Source organism: Sporosarcina sp. SAFN-015 (assembly GCF_059415085.1).
On the sequence record NZ_JBPFDR010000008.1, the window covers coordinates 106,680 to 126,537 of the forward strand.

Below are 19,858 nucleotides of genomic sequence, written 5' to 3' on the forward strand. Positions count from 1 at the left end.
AATATTCTCAGAAACTAGTAAAGTTTGATTCTTTCATAAGTATAGAAATGATATACTGTACTTTGAATAGAAAAGTAGCCTAGGAGGATAAGTATGATACCTTTCGCAAAACCGACTGTGGAGCAATTTTTCCGAACATACACAATCACTAATTTTGCAGTGAACAACGATGAAACGAAGCTTATTTTCAACTCGAATCTTAACGGTAAGATGAATTTATGGGCGATGGATTTACCTGGCACATCACCTTACTTATTTGCGCATCAAGATGAATCGTGCAATTTCATCAAGTTCGATTCTGATAATCGGTATGTATTGGCGGGATATGATAATGATGGCGATGAAAATTATCAAATCTATGCTATTCCGTTTGAAGGAGGATTGCCGCAATCATTAATTACAGGCGAAGCGGATCAGAAGTATTATTTCAGTCATTTAAGCGATGATGGCAAACGGATCTATTATGTGACATCTGTCGATAATCCGATGTTTCTAAATTCGCATATGCATAACTTGGAAACAGGTGTCGATACGCTGTTGCATATTGGCGAGACATCAACGACGGAGCTCGCAGCAGTTTCGGATGATGAAACCGCTTTCGTCTACTCACAGGCTTTTGCAAATACCTACGTCGTCAGTTTCGTGAATATCGGGGAAGAAACATTCCACTTAACGCCGGATCCGAATAAAGTGCATGTCGCCTATGAACCTGTGTTCACCGATGACAACACGATTCATTTTATAACGGATTATGAGAGTGATCATGCATATATAGCGAAATTCGATTTGAAGACAAAATCCTTTTCAAAAGTATTGGAAGTGGAAGGAGAAAGTGTCACTACAATCAAATGGAATAAGGAAACAGGCGTCATCCATTTCCTTACAATCAAAGGAGTGGCGGATAAGTATTATCGTATGAATGTAAACGGTGAAGGATTGGAAGAGTGCTCCTTGCCGGTCGATGTAATTGATCAATTCCGTGTCGCAAAATCTGGAAATGTGTATATTTTAGGGAGAAGCGCAACAGTTCCTCCTAATATTTATAAATCTGTAGATGAAAACAAGTGGACAAGACTTACTGAAAATAGAGTGCTCGGTGTCAGCGAGGAAGACATGGTCGAACCGGGTGTCATTTCCTATACTTCGTTTGACGGTTTGGAAATTGAAGCTCTTTTATTCAAAGCGAAAGAAGAGAATGCAAATGGCTACACAATCTTCTGGCCGCATGGCGGTCCCCAGTCATCCGAACGGAAAATGTTTCGTTCAATGTTTCAATGCTTCTTGAACAGAGGTTATAATATTTTTGCACCAAACTTCCGTGGAAGCACAGGCTATGGCTCGGAATTTACGAAAATGGTTGAACAGGATTGGGGAGAAGGTCCTCGCCTCGACTGCTTGGCGGGCATCGATTGGTTGTTTGAAAATGGTATCTCCGACAGGGATCGACTATTTCTCGTAGGAGGAAGCTATGGCGGCTATATGGCTTTACTGCTACACGGCCGACATTCAGAGTATTTTAAAGCAGTCGTCGACATCTTTGGAGTATCCGACTTATTTACATTCGTCAATTCCGTTCCACCACATTGGAAGCCGATAATGGATAGATGGTTAGGCGACCCTGAGCGGGATAAAGAACGCTTCATTAAAGATTCGCCAGTCACGTATCTCGACGGAATGGTGAAACCGATGCTTGTCATCCAAGGTGCAAAGGATCCACGCGTCGTGAAAGAGGAATCCGACCAGATTGTCGCAAAGTTGAATGAGCTCGGTCGCGATGTCGAATATCTTGTGTTGAATGATGAAGGGCATGGATTCTCGAAGAAGGAAAATGAAATTAAGGTATACAGTTTGATGTTGGAGTTTTTGGAGAAGCATCAGAAGTAATTTGGAAAAGCTGTCCACCAGCAGTTGTTAGGCTGGCGGACAGCTTTTAAAATGGAGAGAGCCAATATGCGCTCATAAATTAGCGTAAGTGATCATAAAACCTGATAAGTGATCATATTCCTGTCAATCCCAATCCTGCCTCTGCAAATCTTCAGCAACGAGCTGCAAATCGTCCGCTGAAATCGTCAGTACTTCATAATCGCTTGTCTCCGCAAATTTCAACGCCATTTTCTTCATGAATTTCGGAGAGCCTTCATTTTCCTCATCATACACGATCAAAATCCCATCCGAATTTCGCAATAAAAACTTATCACGCTCGATGAATTGCCAAGGGGCTTCATACGGACGTTTCGTTAAACTGACCGTATAATCTGCATGCGCTAATATGAAGTCGTATGCCTCTTTCTTCGCCTCGTTCCAGTTTTTCTCTTGTTCTTGAAAAGGGGTAATGACGGCGAATTTTAAATCGGGATACATGTCTTGCAGATCAATGACGGTTTCCGCGGACCATGTTTCTACTCCCGGCTGCCCGCTGATGATCACCCATTCGAGACCGATATCGAGTAGGGGAGTCAATCGGTCTTCCAACGCCTTTTTGATAATGCCGATGCCCGGATGCTTATCGTTGAAGATGCCTAATTCATGTGCTTTATAGCCTGTTATGACAAGTCGTTTGATCATTTTTTCATAGCCTCGATTGCGGATAGAGCTATTTTTGAAATGACCATATCATCCATAGGCGGATTGTGCAACCCTGCTCGGACATCCCGGTAGTATCGTTGCAGCGGATTGGACACCTGCAAGCTTTTCGCGCCAACGATGCGCATTGCTTGATCGACAACATGAATGGCTGCATTAGTCACGACATGCTTGGCAGCGCCTAATTCTTGATTCATCGCCGTTCGCCGTTCCTTATTATCGTAAGCGGCTGCGACGCTATATAAAAAATGGCGTGCTTTCATTAATTCCAAATCGATATGACCAATATGACTTTGCACATTCGGCAAATCCGAAATCGTCCCTTGGATACTGTTCGGACTATACTCGACAGCAAACTTCACTGCATAATCTCTTGCAGCTTGTGCAATTCCTAGATAACATGCCGGAATATGAAGGAGCCAGCCGTTCAATTTATCCCCGCGGCGACCTTTACTAAACTCTACGAAATCTTCCTCACTTACAATGACATTATTTAAAACTAAATCATGGCTTTCCGTCCCACGCATGCCGACCGTATTCCAAGTCTCCTTGATTGATACGCCTTCACTTGTTTGATTAACGAGAAAGAATCCGATGCCTTCCTGTTCTTCCACCCATGCAGACACGAGAGAATGCGTTAGGACCGGCGACATCGATGTGAAGTTTTTCTGTCCGTTAATGACCCAATGCCCCTCTTTTTTGACCGCAGTTGTTTGCGGCCGGCCGCCGCGTGTTGGGCTGCCTGTTTGAGCTTCACTCGCCGCGCGATTCACTAGAGCACCGTTCAAAACTTCCTTTGCAAACCGGTCCAAATTGTTCTTTTCCCACAGTTCATTTGCATAAAGATCGCCTACGACGCCTTGATGCCAGCCGATGGATAATCCAGTTGCCCCATCGTAGGACGCAATCGTCTCCTGCATCAATATCATATCCGTAACAGTGATTCCGTCACCTCCATATTCTTTCGGAAGTGCAAGTGTTGTATAACCCAATTCAACAAGCGATTGGATATTTTCTTTTGGGAATTGAGCAAGGCGGTCTGTCTGTTCTGCCGAGCTTCGAATTTTTTGTGCAAGCTTGCTTAATTTATCCATCCATTCCCTTTGCAAATCAGTTGTGATGAAAAGCTCCTTCGACATATAGACACATCCTTTAGAAAACATTCTTATGTATATCTATTATACGTTACTAGTTGTTGATTGCAGGAAAATTGAATTGAAAGGTAAAATGAATATAGTTATTCAATGTAGTAAGGAGGATATAAATGGAGATAAAAAAATTATCACCACAAGATGCTGAAGCTTATTTTCAAATACGATTAGAAGCTTTGCAAACGAATCCCGAGGCGTTTTCTTCAAGCTATGAAGAGGAGAAAAAGCAAACTGCCGACAAATATAAGGATAGGTTTCAAGGAGATAAATCCTTTACATTTGGTGCTTTCGAAGAATCGAAACTGATCGGTGTCATTACATTATTGACGGAGAAAACGTTGAAACTTAGACACCGTGCAACTATCGTAGCGATGTACGTGACACCTAGTATGCGTGGGAATGGCATTGCAAAGAAGCTTATGAATGAAGCAATCAATAAGGCGAGAACTTTTAAAGGAATAGAGCAGATTCATCTGACAGTCGTGAGCTCGAATTCGTCTGCCATCAGATTGTATTCCTCTTTAGGGTTTGAAGCGTACGGAACAGAGAAAAGAGCATTGAAAATCGGCAAAGATTATTTCGACGAGGATTTTATGGTTTTATTCTTAAATGAAATCATATAAGACTTTGCAGGAAGTTCATTCATTTCTTCTCTTCAGACGACTGTTCAATGTTTAGTCTCCATTTAATAAAGGAACAGTAAGGGGAGATATTGAATAAGGAGTGATTGAAATGGATGCAAAAGAAACAGCTCGCAAAATCCTGGATGAAAGCTATGTCGGAACGATGGCGACTGTCCAACAGGGCAAGCCCTTCAGCAGGTATATGACATTTTTCTCTGAGAATCTCACGCTTTACACCGCAACTTCTAAAGAGACCGACAAAGTTGAGGAACTAGAGGAGAATCCGAATACGCATATTTTGATTGGGTATGATGGAGAAGGTTTTGGGGATGCGTATCTTGAAATTATGGGAACTGTCACGATTTCGGATGAAGAAGGTTTGAAGGAGAAAGTTTGGAATGAACATATGAAACCCTATTTTAAAGGACCTGATGATCCTAACTTCGTCATCCTGAAAATCACCCCAGATTCCATGCGTTTAATGAATAAAAAGGGAGAAGAACCCCAAGATATTCAATTATGAATGAAGAGCCCTTGCCATTTTCAGGCAAGGGTTTTCTTTATCATTACTTATTCAATTTCCACGTCGAAAAATTAAGGGACAAAGCGAAAGCGACCCAACCGATATAGGGAATCATTAACGATCCTGCCGTCCGGTCAACTTGGTAAAACTCATAGGTCGTCAGAGCGATAGCTGCAAGTAAAATGGTCATTTCAACAAGAGCTGTTCCTCTCAGTCCCCATCGGAAGTATAAGAAAGACCATAAATAATTGAGACCGAGTTGCAATTCATAAATGGGAATTGCGCTTGAATTTCCATACCCATACTCTCTTTTTTTCTCCACACGATACTTTGCGAGTCCCATTAAGCTATAAAGGGTTGTCCAGGCAATCGGAAATGTTGAAGGGGGTGGGGAGAAAGGGGGTTTTTTGAGCTTGTTGTATTTTTCTTGGGCATTTCGATTCGCCAACCATCCCGTTACAGATCCGCCGATTATCGGTATTAGAATGCCGACAGCTAGCCGCTTCTTGTCGATCTTACCGTTTATTTTTAAGAGTTCCATTGTAAAACCTCCTTGTTGAGTACATAATTCCCTTTGACGACATCTTAAAACAATAAACAAGCGTAAAGAATGCGCAATAATAAGATAGTATGGATTCCATCCATTCTACGTTATACTAATACAATGTTCATCGGAGAAATTTTGAAAAGTGAGTGATTATATGAAACAACGTGAGCAATGGACATCTAAAATTGGATTTGTATTGGCTGCTGCCGGAAGTGCAATCGGACTTGGTGCCATTTGGAAATTTCCATATATGGCTGGCACAAACGGCGGTAGTGTTTTCTTCTTGCTATTCATCATTTGCACATTGGCAATCGGATTGCCTATTCTGTTAGCTGAATTTGTAATCGGAAGAAGGGGACAGCATGATGCCGTCACATCTTTGAAAAAATTGGCTCCCGGAAAACCATGGTTTTTGATTGGATGGATGGGATTGCTCAGTTCCTTCATTCTTTTATCATTTTATAGCGTCGTTGGAGGATGGATTCTATCCTATCTAGCAAGGGCGTTATTTTTCCGACTTGAAGTATCTGATTATGCAGGACTATTTAATACTATTATCGCGAATCCAGGAGAAGTGCTCATTGCTCAAGCAGTGTTCATGATTTTGACGATCTGGATCGTGCAAAGTGGGATCCGAGGCGGAATTGAGCTTGCGAGCCGCTGGATGATGCCTTTACTATTCATTTTCTTCATCGTCTTGGCGATACGTTCGTTGACGCTCGACGGGGCAATGGAAGGAGTCCGGTTCCTATTTGTGCCGGATTGGTCGTATTTGACAGGAAAGACATTATTGCTAGCACTTGGACAGGCATTCTTTTCGTTAAGCGTCGGGGTCACTGCGATGATGACGTACGCATCTTATTTGCCGAAAGAGGAGCGTCTTGGACAATCCGCTTTCAATGTATCGATCTTAAATATTTTCATCTCGCTACTCGCGGGAATCGTCATTTTTCCGGCGGTATTTGCATTAGGGCAATCGCCAGCTGAAGGACCAGGATTAATTTTTGTCGTCTTGCCTGCCATTTTCAATGAAATTCCATTTGGCGGATTCTTCTTGATTTTATTCTTTATTTTAATGTTGTTCGCGACGTTGACATCTTCTATCTCGATGTTGGAAATTGTCGTCTCGACGGGAATTCAAAAGAAGCTGGAACGTAGAAGAAAGGCGGCATGGGTATTTGGGGTATTGATTTTCATCGTCGGAATTCCAAGTGCTTTATCATTTGGTGTATTATCAGATGTGAAGCTGCCCGGAGGAACTTTTTTTGATTTTGCAGATATCCTCACGAGCCGGTTCGGACTTCCAATAGGGGCGCTGCTTATTTCCATTTTCGCCGGACATGTGTTATCTACTGCTGAAACAGATGATGAGCTGCGAATGAATAGTAGATTGAATCATGCTTGGAAGTTTCTCGTCCGCTTTATCGCCCCTTTAGCGATCATCGTTATCTTCATTGCATCGTTTATTTAATACAAACCTTGAAAAGCATTTCTTCATAGTGGAGAATGCTTTTTCTTTTGGGGACAATTTGTTTTAGTAGTCAAAATAGTTTAAAATATTTGTGGGGTGTAGTATAAAAAGGGAAAAGGGGCTAATAAATGATTAGTGTAAAGAAAAAGTACTCCATCGAACAATTTATCAATTGCGAGAGTCTAATTGGGGTATCGATATCGCCTGACGATGAAAAAATTTTAATTGGCAGCGATCGTTCCGGTGTCTATAATACGTATGCGGTTGCTCTGAAAGGAAGCAATATCGAGCAACTGACAGACTCTGCTGACAATTGGAAGATTCCTGTAGGCTATTTCCCGGATGGTCGCAAGTTTCTGTACAGAAGTGATCAAGGAGGGAACGAGATAACACATTTGTATATGCAAACGGAAGATGGAAAGAGCATCGATCTTACTCCTGGTAAAGAAGAAAAAGCGGAATTTCACCGTTGGAGCCGGGATGAGAAATACTTTTTCTATGAATCTAACAATCGGGATCCGCGTTTCATGGATTTGTATGAAATGAATATCAACACATTGGAGCCGACTATATTATTTAAAAATGAAGATGGTTATTATGTCTCGGCGATTTCCGATGATAAAAAATACATTGCACTCCACAAGCCACGGACATCGAATGATTCGGATATGTTTATATACACGAAAGAAGATGGTGTCAAACATATATCTAACCATGTTGGAGATGTTCAATATCAACCAGTAGCATTTGATTTGGATTCTACTCATTTATATTATTTAACAGATGAAGATCATGAGTTTTTATATGTGAAGCGGCTTTGTTTATCAACAGGAAACAAAGAGATCGTTGCGAAAGAAAACTGGGATGTTTTAACTGCCCGGTTTTCTCCAAATCATAAATACCTTTACTATTATGTGAATAATGACGGGAAAATCGAAGTGAAAGTAATTGATTCGGAAACAGGAGAGTATGTTGAAATAGCAGATTTTCCAGAAGGACAAATTAGTGGATTATCCATTTCCAAGAGTGAGCGGTATATTGCGTTTTTAGTAAACCGGTCAACAGCTCCTGCGAATTCGTATGTATATGACTTTGAGTCTAATGAATTAAGCTGCTTAACTGACACACTTAATCCCGAGATTGATGAGAATGACTTAGTGGATGCAAGGGTTATTCATTATCCGTCGTTTGATGGTCTTGAGATTCCGGCAATTTATTACGAGCCACACTTAGAAAAAGGTGAAAAAGCACCTGCACTTATTTGGGTACACGGTGGTCCGGGAGGCCAGTCGACGGTCGATTTCAATCCGATGATCCAGTATTTAGTGAATCATGGTTACGCAGTGCTCGCAGTGAATAACCGCGGAAGCTCTGGATACGGGAAAACATTTTTCAAGGCAGCCGATTTGAAGCACGGTGAAATTGACTTGGCTGATTGTATTGAAGGCAAAAAGTTTTTAACTGAGACAGGGTTGATTGACGAAAATCGTATCGGAATTATTGGTGGAAGTTATGGCGGTTATATGGCGCTTGCTGCTCTTGCATTCCAACCTGGTTCGTTTGAAGTTGGGGTGAATATATTCGGAGTATCCAACTGGGAGCGAACGTTGAAAAGCATACCACCATGGTGGGAAGCTATGCGTGAATTGTTGTACAAGAAAATCGGTGACCCGTATACACAGACTGATTATATCCGTAGCATTTCACCGCTTTTTCATGCGGAAAAAATTAATAAGCCGCTCATCGTCTTGCAAGGTGCCAATGATCCGCGAGTGTTGCAAGTTGAGTCGGATGATATTGTTGAAAAAGTGAAAGAGAATGGTGTTCCGGTTGAGTACATCATTTTTGACGACGAAGGTCATGGCTTCACGAAACGTGAAAACCAAATTAAAGGATATCGAGCGATTCGAGAATTTTTGGACACGTATTTGTAAATGAAAAATGCTCCAGTGCGACTAGCACTGGAGTTTTTATATGGATGATTTTTCATAGACCGAGGACGGATTCCCGAAAATATCAAAGCACGTATCGATCTTTGACCAGCCATATTTCTCATAATATCCGACATGGTCTGTCGTCAAATATAGCTTCTTAAATCCTTTCCGTTTCGCCTCGGCAACTGCATGATCAAGTAACTGTGATCCAATTGCTTGTCCGCGATATTTAGGATCTACGTATAGACAAGCAAGCCATGGGGAAAGGTCCTGCCTGCTTACGAGGTCATTTCGTAAAATCGCATATGTACCAATAATATTAGAATCTGCAACGGCAATATAAAAAGAAGGAACCTCATCGCCAGTCACAGATGAATGTTTCATACAATCCTTGTAAAACCGATAGTTCGATTCGTTGCCCCATTGTTTCCAAAATGCTTGTACCGCCTCTTCGAACAACTCTTCTCTATCATGTATCGAATAAATTTCCACAATAACACCTCCTGTATATTACTATAAAGGAAGGAGTTTCAAAAACAAATAGAGAATTATATAAGGAAATAGTTACAAAGGAGAGAGTGGGATGGAAGTAAAAACGGTTGCTACGTTTGTATGTGAAGTAGTAAAAAGGGAATATGCATTGATTGGACAAAGCATAACAGCAAATTTTCCACAGTCGTTCCCGAATGCTGCCATGAAAGTTCAAATGGATTTTGAAAAGCGGATCGACGAAGTCGTAAATTGTAAAAATAAACAAGTCTTAATCAGTCCGTATATGTGCAATGATATCGTCGCTACTTATTTCGCGTGTGTGGAAGTCGAGGAGCTTACAGAAATACCTGAAGGGATGATTGGATTTACACTTCCGCTGATGGATTATGCAAAAATCAGCTGCTCCAATAAGACGATCGATCAAGGGTATTCCAAATTATTTGCGTGGATGGGTGAGAACGGTTATAAACAAAAATGGTATGATAAATCATTTCCAATGGAGGTTTTCTATCTTGAAGAGGGAGCTGAAGAAGAAGTCGTTGAAATTTTAGTACCAATCCAATGATGAGAGAACCGGCTATCCGAAGAGGAGTTGGCCGGTTCATTTTATTTGCTATTGTACAGATGGCTATTAAATAATATGATGTCGGATGTACTACGAATAGGGAGGACTTAAAATTTGTATTCAGCCATAACCGCGTCAATAATATTTATCATTACACTTATTTTTGTTATTTGGCAGCCTAGAAACCTATCAATCGGGTGGTCGGCATGTGCAGGTGCAGTCATTGCTTTGTTATTCGGTGTCGTTGATTTAACGGATGTGCTCGATGTCACGGGCATTGTTTGGAATGCGACACTGGCATTTGTAGCAATTATTATCATCTCTTTAATTCTGGATGAAATTGGATTTTTCGAATGGTCTGCATTACATATGGCCCGTTTGGCTAAAGGGAGCGGGCTTCGAATGTTCGTTTATGTCAGCCTTCTTGGTGCGATTGTGTCGGCTTTATTTGCAAATGATGGTGCTGCATTGATACTGACTCCGATTGTATTGGCAATGGTTCGAAATTTGAAGTTCAGCGAGAAAATGATTTTTCCATTTATCATCGCAAGTGGTTTTATCGCAGATACGACATCGTTGCCATTAGTTGTAAGCAACTTAGTCAATATTGTTTCCGCCGACTATTTTGGAATTGGTTTCGCGGAATACGCCTCACGGATGATTGTTCCGAACTTATTTTCATTAATCGCGAGCATTCTAGTCTTATTTTTATTTTTCCGAAAGAGCATTCCTGGACATTATGAAGTGTCAGAATTAAAACGACCGAAAGAAGCAATCAAAGATGGCAGGATGTTCCGGCTTTCTTGGGGAGTGCTGGGCATATTGCTTATTGGGTATTTCTCAAGCGAATTCATCGGGCTCCCAGTATCTTTTATCGCTGGAATCGTAGCCATCTTCTTTTTAGTCATGGCAAAAAAGAGCCCGGCTGTTCAAACGAAACAGGTGTTGAAAGGTGCACCTTGGGCGATCGTCTTCTTTTCAATTGGAATGTACGTCGTCGTCTATGGATTGAAAAACGCCGGATTGACGAGTGTCTTGGCAAGTATTATTCAATTGGCAGCTGACCATGGTCTTTTTGCTGCAACAGTTTCAATGGGGTTCATTGCCGCAATATTGTCATCAGTGATGAACAATTTGCCGACTGTTATGATTGACGCACTTGCGATAGCGGAAACGAACACAACGGGACCGATCCGTGAGGCACTCATCTATGCAAACGTCATCGGGTCCGATCTTGGCCCTAAAATTACACCGATCGGTTCACTCGCAACACTTCTATGGTTGCATGTCCTTTCGCAAAAAGGTGTAAAAATTGGTTGGGGAACGTACTTTAAAGTCGGAATCATTTTGACAGTCCCAACGCTTTTCATCACACTAGTTGGATTGTACGTATGGTTATTGATTATCTAATTAGAGAAAAAGTGGAGTGAGTAACTTGGAGAAAAAAATAATTTATTTCCTCTGTACCGGTAACTCATGCCGTAGCCAGATGGCTGAAGGATGGGGGAAAAAGATACTCGGTATAGAGTGGCAAGTCAAAAGTGCTGGAATTGAAGCACATGGAGTAAACCCCAACGCAATAAAAGCAATGAACGAAGTGGGAATTGATATCTCCAATCAAAAATCAGAACTTATTGATATGCGTATTATAAATAAAGCTGATTTTATTGTTACACTATGCGGAGATGCTGCGGATAAATGCCCAGTAACACCATCTCATATAAAACGTGATCACTGGGGCTTCGATGATCCTGCAAAAGCAACAGGGACAGACGAGGAGAAATGGGCTTTCTTTCAACGGGTACGAGATGAAATCGGTCGGAGAATTGAGCAATTTAACAACACCGGGAGATGAATTTTAGAATATTGTAGGTGCCTGTGCAACGAACGATTCAGTTAATTTACTACGATTGTCTACGTTTGTATAAAGGGTTCTTGGATAGTTACTTTCAATAGTATTTTGATTCTAATATAGTGAAAAACTTTATACATTCAATTGAATTGTCATAACTGTTTCTTGCACAGGCACCGGGACAATGTGCAAGTCACAATTAGAACCTGCCACAAGTGAAGGTTGTTTGAAATCGTATATAGTTGTAGAAAATCCTCGCGTGTCTACCCATTGGGGAGTCTTCATTTATATAAGGTAGTAGACGTTGAAGGAATTCACGGTCGCAATAACAGCGATTGCCAAACTGGCGATAACAAATATCATGTGCTTTGCATGCAGCATCGACTGCATTCACTGGACCACCTGGCCCGTTGCAGCCAGGGCCACACCAGTTATATCCGGGAAATAGACAAAAACGAAGCCCTCTATTATTTCTAAATGACATCATACTAAATCTCCTTCTCTATTTGTTCTGTCCAATAAATGTATATCATTATATTTTATTCTTCTCTATGCGATAGTTCATAAGCGAGAACCTATGCGATGGGTAACTCTATCTCGCTTTTTTATCGCTGAGAAAATGAAAAAGCAGACCAAGGCATTCTGCCAATGGTCTGTAAGTGTTCTATTAATTGAAGGAAGAAACTTGTTAAGGTGTTTGCATATCCTATATGTTGCTTGAAGGGTTTGAGGTGAGAATAGACTTGAATGCAACGCAGCTCCTTAGAATAACAATTAAAGTTACCTAAAGAGGACGTATATTTAGGGTCGTCATTAACTTAGTAACCACCGAAACCTCCGCCATAAAAGACAGATGCACCTACGATGATTAATAGAATGAACAGAACGACGATTAACGCGAAGCTTGAACTTCCACCATATCCACCTGCACTCATAATTCACACCTCCCTTGTCAATATTAGTACATTATATGAAGCAGGATTGAAATGCATTGGACAAACATCAGGTAGTCAATGATCATGATTAGGTTGACTATCGCCTTGTCGTGAAGATAATTATGAAGTGTTTATTGATCACATTTCAAACTGACAACAAAAATTGTATAAACAAAGGAAGAATGTGTACCTGAACTAGGTACGTATTCTTCCTTTTTTTGTGAAATATTTTAGGTTGGTAAAGAATGTTGAATAACGTTCAACCCCTTTAAAAACTAGTCTTATAAAAAGTTGAAAAGTAGTATTCAGATTAATATAAAATGAATAACTTCTTCGTTTCATAACCTAAAATGTGTTCTGGAAAATAAATATAAGTTTCTTTATTTTTAAATTAAAAATTGTTAAATGAGCGGATAAAATGTGTCAGATATATCGCCGTTTAATGAACGATTTGTGACGAACTCATTCCATTTTGGATGAAGTTTTTGTGAACTGTGCATCTGATAATTGTTTTTGGCATTATATTATATTAAGATAAATCTCTAGTTCGAGGAACTGCTAAATATAATAATTTCACTTGCTGTTTCTATTACTAATAGAACAAAGGAAAGGGGTACTTTCATGAAAAGGAAATGGACGTTATTAAGTTTGGTTTTCGGTATTCTAGCAGTGTTGGCTGGCTGTGAACCAGTAATGGTGCTGGATCCGAAAGGGCCCCAAGCTGAAACGACTGCCAATGTCATTTGGATTTCGATTGCAACGATGGCAATCGTTGTAATTGCTGTCTTTGCTTTAATGATATATGTCGTATTTAAATACCGAGCTTCAAAACAAAGCGAGGATTATGAACCACCGCATATCGAGGGGAACCCGATTGTTGAATCCATCATTGTCGGAATTCCGGTTATCATTATCATTTTCCTCTCTATCGTAACTGTCAAATCGAATTATGAAGTAGAGGCGACGCCGAAAGGATATGAAGACCAAAAACCATTGGTCGTGTACGCTTCTTCCTCTGACTGGAAATGGCATTTCAGTTATCCGGAAGAAAATATTGAAACAGTGAACTACTTGTATATCCCGACAGACCGGGCATTGGAATTTAGACTTTATTCATATGGCCCAATTACAAGTTTCTGGATTCCGCAGCTCGGAGGACAAAAATATGCGATGTCGGATATGATCACTACTTTACATTTGGCAGCTGAAGTACCTGGTGAATATATGGGAAGAAATGCGAACTTCAGCGGAAAAGGCTTTGCAGAAAACATCTTCCATGTAGAGGCGATGCCCGCAGAGGAATTTGATAAATGGGTGGAAGAAGTGAAATCGACTGCCGAGCCTTTAACAGAAGAGAAATTTACGGAGTTGTTGGAACCAGGTCATCTTGGGCAAATGACATTCAGTGGAACGCACTTGAAATTCTTGCCGCCGCCTGAAGGCCACAATCATGGATCTAGCGACACAGAGGAGCATGAACATCATTCCGAAGACGACCATGCCAACATGGAAATGGATCATTCGGATCAACATTAATAGCGCTTGAGATTTTCTATTAAAACTACAAATGTCTCGAAATAAATTTCCGAAAGGAGTACAACAAGTATGGATTACTTTGATCGATTTGCCATACCTCACCCAAGTCCTGCAATTTACGCATCTATGGTTGCCATTGGTCTTACCGTAATTGCGATTCTCGTAGGCTTAACATATTTTAAAAAATGGGGTTACTTATGGCGCGAATGGTTGACGACTGTCGACCATAAACGTATCGGTATTATGTATCTCATCGCCGCTTTGCTCATGCTATTCCGCGGCGGGGTTGATGCTTTAATGATGCGGGCACAAACTGCTGTACCTGATAATAAATTGTTGGATGCCCAACATTATAATGAAGTGTTTACGACCCATGGGGTTGTAATGATTATCTTCATGGCTATGCCGTTTATTTATGCATTAATGAACTTTGTTGTACCACTACAAATCGGGGCGCGCGATGTAGCGTTTCCTCGCCTGAATGCGCTCAGCTTCTGGTTGTTCTTTATGGGTGCAATGTTATTTAATATTTCATTCGTTATCGGCGGTTCGCCTGACGCAGGTTGGACTTCATACTTCCCGCTCGCAGGAAATGATTTCAGCCAATCTGTCGGTACGAATTATTACTTGATGTCGATTCAAATTGCCGGTATTGGTACATTGATTTCAGGGATTAACTTCATTACAACAATCTTTAAAATGAGAGCGCCTGGTATGAAATTGATGAAAATGCCAATGTTCACTTGGACAGCGCTCATTACAAATGCGATTGTAGTATTCGCATTCCCAGTCCTCACAGTTACATTATTGTTAGGAACAATGGACCGTCTATTCGGCGCTCATATTTTCTCGATGACTAATGGCGGTATGGATATGCTTTGGGCCAACCTGTTCTGGGTTTGGGGTCATCCGGAAGTGTATATCTTGATCCTACCGGCATTCGGTATTTACAGTGAAATCATTTCAACGTTTTCACAACGAAACTTATACGGTTATAAATCGATGGTCGCTTCAATTGTGATCATTTCATTCTTCTCTTTCTTAGTTTGGACGCACCATTTCTTCACGATGGGGCAAGGACCTTTAACGAATAGTATCTTCTCTATTACGACAATGGCGATTGCAATCCCAACTGGAATTAAAATCTTCAACTGGCTATTGACGATGCGGAAAGGGAAAATTAGATTTACAGTTCCAATGCTGTATTCAGTAGGATTCATCCCGATCTTCACTATCGGTGGGGTAACCGGGGTTATGCTCGGTATGGCGAGTGCCGATTATCAATATCATAATACGATGTTCTTAGTCGCTCACTTCCATTACACGATCATTCCAGGTGTTGTATTTGCAATGCTTGCCGGTCTTACGTATTGGTGGCCAAAAATGTTCGGTTTCATGTTGAATGAAAAAATCGGTAAATGGGCTTTTTGGTTTATCGCAATCAGCTTCAACGTCACATTCTTCCCTATGTTCTTCACAGGTTTGGATGGGCAAGCGCGTCGGATGTACTCTTACTCAGAAGCGACTGGTTTTGGTCCGTTGAACATGCTGTCATTCGTTGGGGCAGTTGGCCTTGCGATCGGCTTTGCGTTAATCGTCTATAACGTTTATTACAGCACACGCCATTCATCCCGCAATATTGGTTCTGATCCATGGAATGCACGTACGCTTGAATGGGCGACACAGACTCCAGTTCAATCTTATAACTTTGCGCGTGTACCGCATGTCGATTCCATTGAAGCGTTTTGGGATCATAAGAAACAAGGGAAATCGATATTTAAAGGTGAAATCGAAAAGATTCATATGCCGAATAACAGCGGAATGCCGTTTATCATGAGTTGTATTTTCTTCGTCTGGGGCTTCTCATTCATATTTAGCATGTGGATCCCTGCGATCATTACGACGATTGCCATCTTTGCATTCATGGCCCATCGATCATTTGAAAAAGACGACGGCCATTACATTTCCGTTAAAGAAATTGAAGCAACAGAAAATAATAGCGAGGTGTTAGCAAATGAAAATCGATAACTCGCTTCCACTCGAATATGGCACAGAACAGAATAAGTTGAACATACTAGGCTTCTGGATTTTCCTCGGGGCCGAAGTGATGCTATTTGCAACGCTTTTTGCAACTTATTTCACATTGGAAAATCGGACGGGGAGCGGACCTGCAGGGGCAGAGATTTTCGAACTCACGCCGGTGCTCATTGAAACGATTTTGCTATTGACAAGTAGCTTTACAATTGGTCTTGGCGTTCATGCAATGCGAATCGGTAGAAAAAATGCAATGATGACATTCTTTGCCATCACATTGCTTCTCGGTCTAGCATTCTTGGGAGTGGAAATTTATGAGTTTACTCATTATGTCCACGTTGGAGCCGGCCTTCAGGTGAGTGCCTTCACTGGCATTCTATTGACGACGTTAGGTACGCACGGTGCCCACGTGACAGTCGGTTTCTTCTGGGGACTGTTCATTATTATGCAAGTGAAAAAACGTGGTATAACGCCTGGAACGGCTAATAAATCATTCATCTTCTCGCTTTACTGGCATTTCTTAGATGTAGTCTGGATCTTCATCTTCAGCTTCATCTATTTGAAAGGAATGATGTAAAATGAGTGAATTATTCCCGCGTAAACAAGTGATGGGATTTGTCTTTTCATTAGTTCTGACTGCAGCTGCATTGACTGTCTATTTCTTGGATTTGTCATTTGCGGTAGGGATGACGATTCTTTTGGCAACAGCATTCATACAAGCGGCTGTTCAGCTTGTCGGCTTTATGCATGCTGGTGAGTCGGAAGACAAAGTGGCAATCTACGCAAATATCTATTACGGAATTGCAATTGCCCTCGTCACGATTTTCGGTACATTATTGATTTTGGTTTGGGATATGTGATGAAATGAAAAAAAGGAGCGCCCCTTTGGGTGCTCCTTTTCTATGTTATTGAATAACACGTATTCCTTTATCCGCTTTCTCATGCATCTCTTCTGTTGCAACAAAAAAGACACCCATTAGGAAGATGAAGATGGCTCCCATCACAGTTCCAATCCCGATACCTGTAATTGCACTGTAATCGCTTACAAAAAATCCATATAAGAAAATAGAGATTCCAATGGCGAGTACTGTGATGCCGACAACTTTAACTGCATTCAAAATTTTTAATTTGGTTTCCATTACCAACACCCCTTTTCTATATTATTTACCTTGTTCACAAAGTTGTCAAACTTTTTTTCGTAGATTATTTTTAAAAGATAGAATTCGCGAATTTATTTAAAGCTTGAAGATAGTAATCATCGATAAAAAATGCGATTTTCTGAATGACCAAACAAAAAAACACCTCTCTTTCTTGTGAGAGGTGATTTTTCTGGTAAGAATCATACATACATCTATACTATGTTCTATCCCAAAAACGCTGCTGGGCAATAGCTGTAACAAAATCATTTCCGAAATTTGGATTGTTAGCGGCGAAAACTACACCTGCTAAATTATTATCATCTGAGACATTCAGCAATGATTGTCCGCTGGTGGCCACACCAATCGGTTTATAGAACTTATACGCTACTTGTATAAACTCAGATATTTCATAATTGAATTTTGCCTGGTTCTTGTGACTTCCGCCGACAATGTAGAGAGAGTCAAGTAGGTAAGGGCTAGAGGTGAGAAATGTTTGGTCAACTTTTAACTTCGTGCCATCGTTGCCTGTGACTGAACCTAATGTTTCACTTACGATGACGACAAATACCCCTGCATCTTCCAATACTTTAAGTGCATTAATTACTTCATTGCTATTAAAGTCATTTCCTATTAAGACACCAACTTTTTGAGTATATGCATACTTAGGTGTGCTTGCTTGGCTAAGAGATGGGTAACTTGTTGACACGGGCACATTTGTGCCACTTGGGCGATTAACACCTATATTGTCTGCAATAATATTGGCAAGTTCCTTATCCACATTGACTAATAGATCGACGTTTTGCTGGCGTACCGATTCACTTTTGACTTTCCCGAGCTGATAACTGAATCCGTCAATGGTATGTTGTTTCTCTATAGGCGTCAAGCTATTCCAAAAGATTCTTGGCTGCGAGAAGAAATCATTGAATGAAGGGCTTCGTCCGCGAATGATGTGCCCATCAACTTTTTGGGGGTAATGAATAAAGATCTCTTGCTCAGGTGGCGCCGTAAAGGGGGCATTATTGGCGAGTGAATTATTATGATAGTTCACTTGGTCCACATCAATCCGCATCCTCATTACGCCTCTTCGTGTATTGTTGTGGAACGGGCAGAGTGGACGGTTGACCGGCAATTGATCATAATTGGCGCTGCCAAGTCTGTATTGCTGTGTATCTCTATAAGCAAGTAATCTTCCTTGCAAGACAGGATCATTCGAGAAACCAATCCCTGGAACAACATTCGCGGGGTTGAATGCCACTTGCTCCAATTCAGCAAAGTAATTATCTATGTTTCGGTTCAATGTCATCTTGCCGATAAACTGGACAGGGATAAGCTCTTCCGGCCAGAACTTAGCAGGATCCAGAACATCAAAATCGTATTTGAATTCATCTTCCATTGGAATGAGTTGGACACCTAGCTCATATTCGGGAAACGCTCCACGGTCAATTGCTTCCCGTAAATCTCTCCGATGGAAGTCTGGGTCGAGTCCGCCTATTTTGAACGCCTCTTCCTGAAGCAGGGAGTGTACTCCAAGGACGGGTTTCCAAACAAACCGGACAAAGGTTGCAACCCCTTCATCATTAATGAATAAATAGGTGTTGATTGACCACGATTCCATCATCCGATAACTTCTTATAATGCCTCGATCAGACATGATCCACGTCACCATATGAATGGATTCCGGGTTGTTTGCAACAAAATCCCAGAATCTATCGTGTGCTCCGCTGGCAGTCGGTATTCCGTCATCCTGCTTGTTTTGGTAGGCGTGCATCGAATCCGGAAACTTCATCGGATCTTGAATGATGAGAACAGGCATGGCGATTGTCGTTAGATCGTAGTTGCCCTCTTCGGTATAGAGTTTGACTCCCAAGCAACGCAAATCCCTTGCCGTATCATAAGATCCTTTCGGCCCTTGTACGGTGGAAAAACGGCATATCAAAGGAGTCTTTTTGCCGGGTTCCTGTAAGAATCCCGCTCTCGTGAAATTGGACATAGATTGGTAGCATTCAAACTCCCCGTATGCTCCATAACCTCTTGCATGGACGACTCTCTCAGGGATCTCTTCGTGGTTGAAGTGGGACATTTTCTCTAAAAACCAATAATCCTCATGAAGGGAAGGACCGCGCACACCTGCTTTCAAGGTCTGTTCGTCGTTCGGAATCACTCTGCCTTCGTTTGTCGTCATTTGTTTTCCGGTGTTTTGCACACGGAATTGATCCAATTGATCTTGCTTTGGATTTTGACCTATTGGCTGTCGGTTTCTTGATGACTTGCTATCCATTCATCCATCCTTACACAAGTTTTTTTAACATACATACTAGCCTATGCGAACGATTTTAAATTGACCACTAGCTAGGATCGAAGTTGAGAGGAGCAAGAGAGAGTTATGATTGCAGGATTCTAAATAAAAATTCCAGAATAGCACAGGGGAGAGATGGAAAAGCTTGTTGAAAGCCTACTAGTATGTGAATGGAGT

Annotated in this window: 20 protein-coding genes; 12 read left to right on the forward strand and 8 right to left on the reverse strand. The window is 41.2% G+C overall.

Annotated elements, in window-relative coordinates; all coding sequences use genetic code 11:
• The first annotated feature begins 93 nt into the window (after nucleotides 1–93).
• Nucleotides 94–1,884: a S9 family peptidase gene (locus tag ACR65H_RS14430; protein WP_440501157.1), complete on the forward strand. Its 1,791-nt coding sequence runs from the start codon at nucleotides 94–96 to the stop codon at nucleotides 1,882–1,884.
• A 123-nt stretch (nucleotides 1,885–2,007) separates the two neighbouring features.
• On the opposite strand, the gene ACR65H_RS14435 is transcribed toward ACR65H_RS14430, so the two are convergent.
• Both ACR65H_RS14435 and ACR65H_RS14440 read right to left on the reverse strand, forming a co-directional pair.
• Nucleotides 2,008–2,565 (reverse strand): SLOG family protein, encoded by a 558-nt coding sequence (locus ACR65H_RS14435; RefSeq protein WP_440501158.1) that lies wholly within the window; start codon nucleotides 2,563–2,565, stop codon nucleotides 2,008–2,010.
• Nucleotides 2,562–3,722: an acyl-CoA dehydrogenase family protein gene (locus ACR65H_RS14440; protein ID WP_440501159.1), complete on the reverse strand. Its 1,161-nt coding sequence runs from the start codon at nucleotides 3,720–3,722 to the stop codon at nucleotides 2,562–2,564. Before ACR65H_RS14440 ends, ACR65H_RS14435 begins: the two co-directional genes overlap by 4 nt.
• Nucleotides 3,723–3,847: 125 nt before the next feature.
• Here ACR65H_RS14440 and ACR65H_RS14445 point away from each other — a divergent pair, with 125 nt between their 5' ends.
• Complete coding sequence (locus tag ACR65H_RS14445; RefSeq protein ID WP_440501160.1) at nucleotides 3,848–4,357, forward strand: GNAT family N-acetyltransferase; 510 nt, start codon at nucleotides 3,848–3,850, stop codon at nucleotides 4,355–4,357.
• Between the two features lie 109 nt (nucleotides 4,358–4,466).
• A complete protein-coding gene (locus tag ACR65H_RS14450) occupies nucleotides 4,467–4,880 on the forward strand; it encodes a pyridoxamine 5'-phosphate oxidase family protein (RefSeq protein ID WP_440501161.1) in 414 nt (137 codons plus the stop codon).
• A 43-nt stretch (nucleotides 4,881–4,923) separates the two neighbouring features.
• Here ACR65H_RS14450 and ACR65H_RS14455 read toward each other — a convergent pair whose 3' ends face one another.
• Nucleotides 4,924–5,421 carry a TspO/MBR family protein gene (locus tag ACR65H_RS14455; RefSeq protein ID WP_440501162.1) on the reverse strand — a complete coding sequence of 166 codons (498 nt, stop codon included), beginning with the start codon at nucleotides 5,419–5,421 and terminating at the stop codon, nucleotides 4,924–4,926.
• A 160-nt stretch (nucleotides 5,422–5,581) separates the two neighbouring features.
• Here ACR65H_RS14455 and ACR65H_RS14460 point away from each other — a divergent pair, with 160 nt between their 5' ends.
• On the forward strand, nucleotides 5,582–6,898 hold the full coding sequence (locus tag ACR65H_RS14460; RefSeq protein WP_440501164.1) for a sodium-dependent transporter: 1,317 nt from the start codon (nucleotides 5,582–5,584) through the stop codon (nucleotides 6,896–6,898).
• A gap of 128 nt (nucleotides 6,899–7,026) precedes the next feature.
• Nucleotides 7,027–8,832: a S9 family peptidase gene (locus ACR65H_RS14465; protein ID WP_440501165.1), complete on the forward strand. Its 1,806-nt coding sequence runs from the start codon at nucleotides 7,027–7,029 to the stop codon at nucleotides 8,830–8,832.
• 36 nt (nucleotides 8,833–8,868) lie between these two features.
• Here the strand turns inward: ACR65H_RS14465 and ACR65H_RS14470 are convergent, their stop codons facing one another.
• A complete protein-coding gene (locus ACR65H_RS14470; protein WP_440501166.1) occupies nucleotides 8,869–9,324 on the reverse strand; it encodes a GNAT family N-acetyltransferase in 456 nt (151 codons plus the stop codon).
• 91 nt (nucleotides 9,325–9,415) lie between these two features.
• Between ACR65H_RS14470 and ACR65H_RS14475 the strand changes: the two genes are divergently transcribed.
• The 3 genes from ACR65H_RS14475 to arsC all read left to right on the forward strand — a co-directional run bounded on the left by ACR65H_RS14475 (nucleotide 9,416) and on the right by arsC (nucleotide 11,744).
• Entirely contained in the window at nucleotides 9,416–9,889 is a 474-nt protein-coding gene (locus ACR65H_RS14475) for a GyrI-like domain-containing protein (protein ID WP_440501167.1), read from the forward strand.
• 114 nt (nucleotides 9,890–10,003) lie between these two features.
• Complete coding sequence (locus ACR65H_RS14480; RefSeq protein WP_440501168.1) at nucleotides 10,004–11,299, forward strand: arsenic transporter; 1,296 nt, start codon at nucleotides 10,004–10,006, stop codon at nucleotides 11,297–11,299.
• Between the two features lie 25 nt (nucleotides 11,300–11,324).
• Nucleotides 11,325–11,744, forward strand: a complete 420-nt coding sequence (gene arsC / locus ACR65H_RS14485) for an arsenate reductase (thioredoxin) (protein ID WP_440501170.1) — start codon at nucleotides 11,325–11,327, stop codon at nucleotides 11,742–11,744.
• 196 nt (nucleotides 11,745–11,940) lie between these two features.
• On the opposite strand, the gene ACR65H_RS14490 is transcribed toward arsC, so the two are convergent.
• Nucleotides 11,941–12,228 carry a phospholipase gene (locus ACR65H_RS14490; RefSeq protein ID WP_440501171.1) on the reverse strand — a complete coding sequence of 96 codons (288 nt, stop codon included), beginning with the start codon at nucleotides 12,226–12,228 and terminating at the stop codon, nucleotides 11,941–11,943.
• Nucleotides 12,229–12,559: 331 nt separating this feature from the next.
• Nucleotides 12,560–12,676 carry a YjcZ family sporulation protein gene (locus tag ACR65H_RS14495; protein WP_440501173.1) on the reverse strand — a complete coding sequence of 39 codons (117 nt, stop codon included), beginning with the start codon at nucleotides 12,674–12,676 and terminating at the stop codon, nucleotides 12,560–12,562.
• Nucleotides 12,677–13,297: 621 nt separating this feature from the next.
• Between ACR65H_RS14495 and qoxA the strand changes: the two genes are divergently transcribed.
• The 4 genes from qoxA (at nucleotide 13,298) to qoxD (ending at nucleotide 17,106) form a co-directional block, all read left to right on the forward strand.
• Nucleotides 13,298–14,212 carry a cytochrome aa3 quinol oxidase subunit II gene (gene qoxA / locus ACR65H_RS14500; protein ID WP_440501174.1) on the forward strand — a complete coding sequence of 305 codons (915 nt, stop codon included), beginning with the start codon at nucleotides 13,298–13,300 and terminating at the stop codon, nucleotides 14,210–14,212.
• A gap of 69 nt (nucleotides 14,213–14,281) precedes the next feature.
• Entirely contained in the window at nucleotides 14,282–16,240 is a 1,959-nt protein-coding gene (gene qoxB, locus ACR65H_RS14505) for a cytochrome aa3 quinol oxidase subunit I (RefSeq protein ID WP_440501175.1), read from the forward strand.
• On the forward strand, nucleotides 16,227–16,823 hold the full coding sequence (qoxC, locus tag ACR65H_RS14510) for a cytochrome aa3 quinol oxidase subunit III (protein WP_440501176.1): 597 nt from the start codon (nucleotides 16,227–16,229) through the stop codon (nucleotides 16,821–16,823). Before qoxB ends, qoxC begins: the two co-directional genes overlap by 14 nt.
• A 1-nt stretch (nucleotide 16,824) precedes the next feature.
• Nucleotides 16,825–17,106, forward strand: coding sequence for a cytochrome aa3 quinol oxidase subunit IV (gene qoxD / locus ACR65H_RS14515; RefSeq protein WP_252503785.1), 282 nt, complete (start codon nucleotides 16,825–16,827; stop codon nucleotides 17,104–17,106).
• Between the two features lie 45 nt (nucleotides 17,107–17,151).
• On the opposite strand, the gene ACR65H_RS14520 is transcribed toward qoxD, so the two are convergent.
• Nucleotides 17,152–17,385, reverse strand: a complete 234-nt coding sequence (locus ACR65H_RS14520) for a hypothetical protein (protein WP_440501177.1) — start codon at nucleotides 17,383–17,385, stop codon at nucleotides 17,152–17,154.
• Nucleotides 17,386–17,602: 217 nt separating this feature from the next.
• Nucleotides 17,603–19,663, reverse strand: coding sequence for a catalase (locus ACR65H_RS14525; RefSeq protein ID WP_440501178.1), 2,061 nt, complete (start codon nucleotides 19,661–19,663; stop codon nucleotides 17,603–17,605).
• Nucleotides 19,664–19,858: the final 195 nt, after the last annotated feature.

What these genes read in the sequence shown, in the direction of transcription:
- ACR65H_RS14465 (WP_440501165.1), top strand. Translation starts at nt 7,027, where the DNA reads ATGATTAGTGTAAAGAAAAAGTACTCCATCGAACAATTTATCAATTGC.
- ACR65H_RS14490 (WP_440501171.1), bottom strand. Translation starts at nt 12,228, where the DNA reads ATGATGTCATTTAGAAATAATAGAGGGCTTCGTTTTTGTCTATTTCCC.
- ACR65H_RS14455 (WP_440501162.1), bottom strand. Translation starts at nt 5,421, where the DNA reads ATGGAACTCTTAAAAATAAACGGTAAGATCGACAAGAAGCGGCTAGCT.
- ACR65H_RS14450 (WP_440501161.1), top strand. Translation starts at nt 4,467, where the DNA reads ATGGATGCAAAAGAAACAGCTCGCAAAATCCTGGATGAAAGCTATGTC.
- qoxC (WP_440501176.1), top strand. Translation starts at nt 16,227, where the DNA reads ATGAAAATCGATAACTCGCTTCCACTCGAATATGGCACAGAACAGAAT.
- ACR65H_RS14430 (WP_440501157.1), top strand. Translation starts at nt 94, where the DNA reads ATGATACCTTTCGCAAAACCGACTGTGGAGCAATTTTTCCGAACATAC.
- ACR65H_RS14435 (WP_440501158.1), bottom strand. Translation starts at nt 2,565, where the DNA reads ATGATCAAACGACTTGTCATAACAGGCTATAAAGCACATGAATTAGGC.
- qoxA (WP_440501174.1), top strand. Translation starts at nt 13,298, where the DNA reads ATGAAAAGGAAATGGACGTTATTAAGTTTGGTTTTCGGTATTCTAGCA.
- ACR65H_RS14495 (WP_440501173.1), bottom strand. Translation starts at nt 12,676, where the DNA reads ATGAGTGCAGGTGGATATGGTGGAAGTTCAAGCTTCGCGTTAATCGTC.
- ACR65H_RS14440 (WP_440501159.1), bottom strand. Translation starts at nt 3,722, where the DNA reads ATGTCGAAGGAGCTTTTCATCACAACTGATTTGCAAAGGGAATGGATG.
- qoxD (WP_252503785.1), top strand. Translation starts at nt 16,825, where the DNA reads ATGAGTGAATTATTCCCGCGTAAACAAGTGATGGGATTTGTCTTTTCA.
- ACR65H_RS14460 (WP_440501164.1), top strand. Translation starts at nt 5,582, where the DNA reads ATGAAACAACGTGAGCAATGGACATCTAAAATTGGATTTGTATTGGCT.
- ACR65H_RS14445 (WP_440501160.1), top strand. Translation starts at nt 3,848, where the DNA reads ATGGAGATAAAAAAATTATCACCACAAGATGCTGAAGCTTATTTTCAA.
- ACR65H_RS14525 (WP_440501178.1), bottom strand. Translation starts at nt 19,663, where the DNA reads ATGGATAGCAAGTCATCAAGAAACCGACAGCCAATAGGTCAAAATCCA.
- ACR65H_RS14475 (WP_440501167.1), top strand. Translation starts at nt 9,416, where the DNA reads ATGGAAGTAAAAACGGTTGCTACGTTTGTATGTGAAGTAGTAAAAAGG.
- qoxB (WP_440501175.1), top strand. Translation starts at nt 14,282, where the DNA reads ATGGATTACTTTGATCGATTTGCCATACCTCACCCAAGTCCTGCAATT.
- ACR65H_RS14520 (WP_440501177.1), bottom strand. Translation starts at nt 17,385, where the DNA reads ATGGAAACCAAATTAAAAATTTTGAATGCAGTTAAAGTTGTCGGCATC.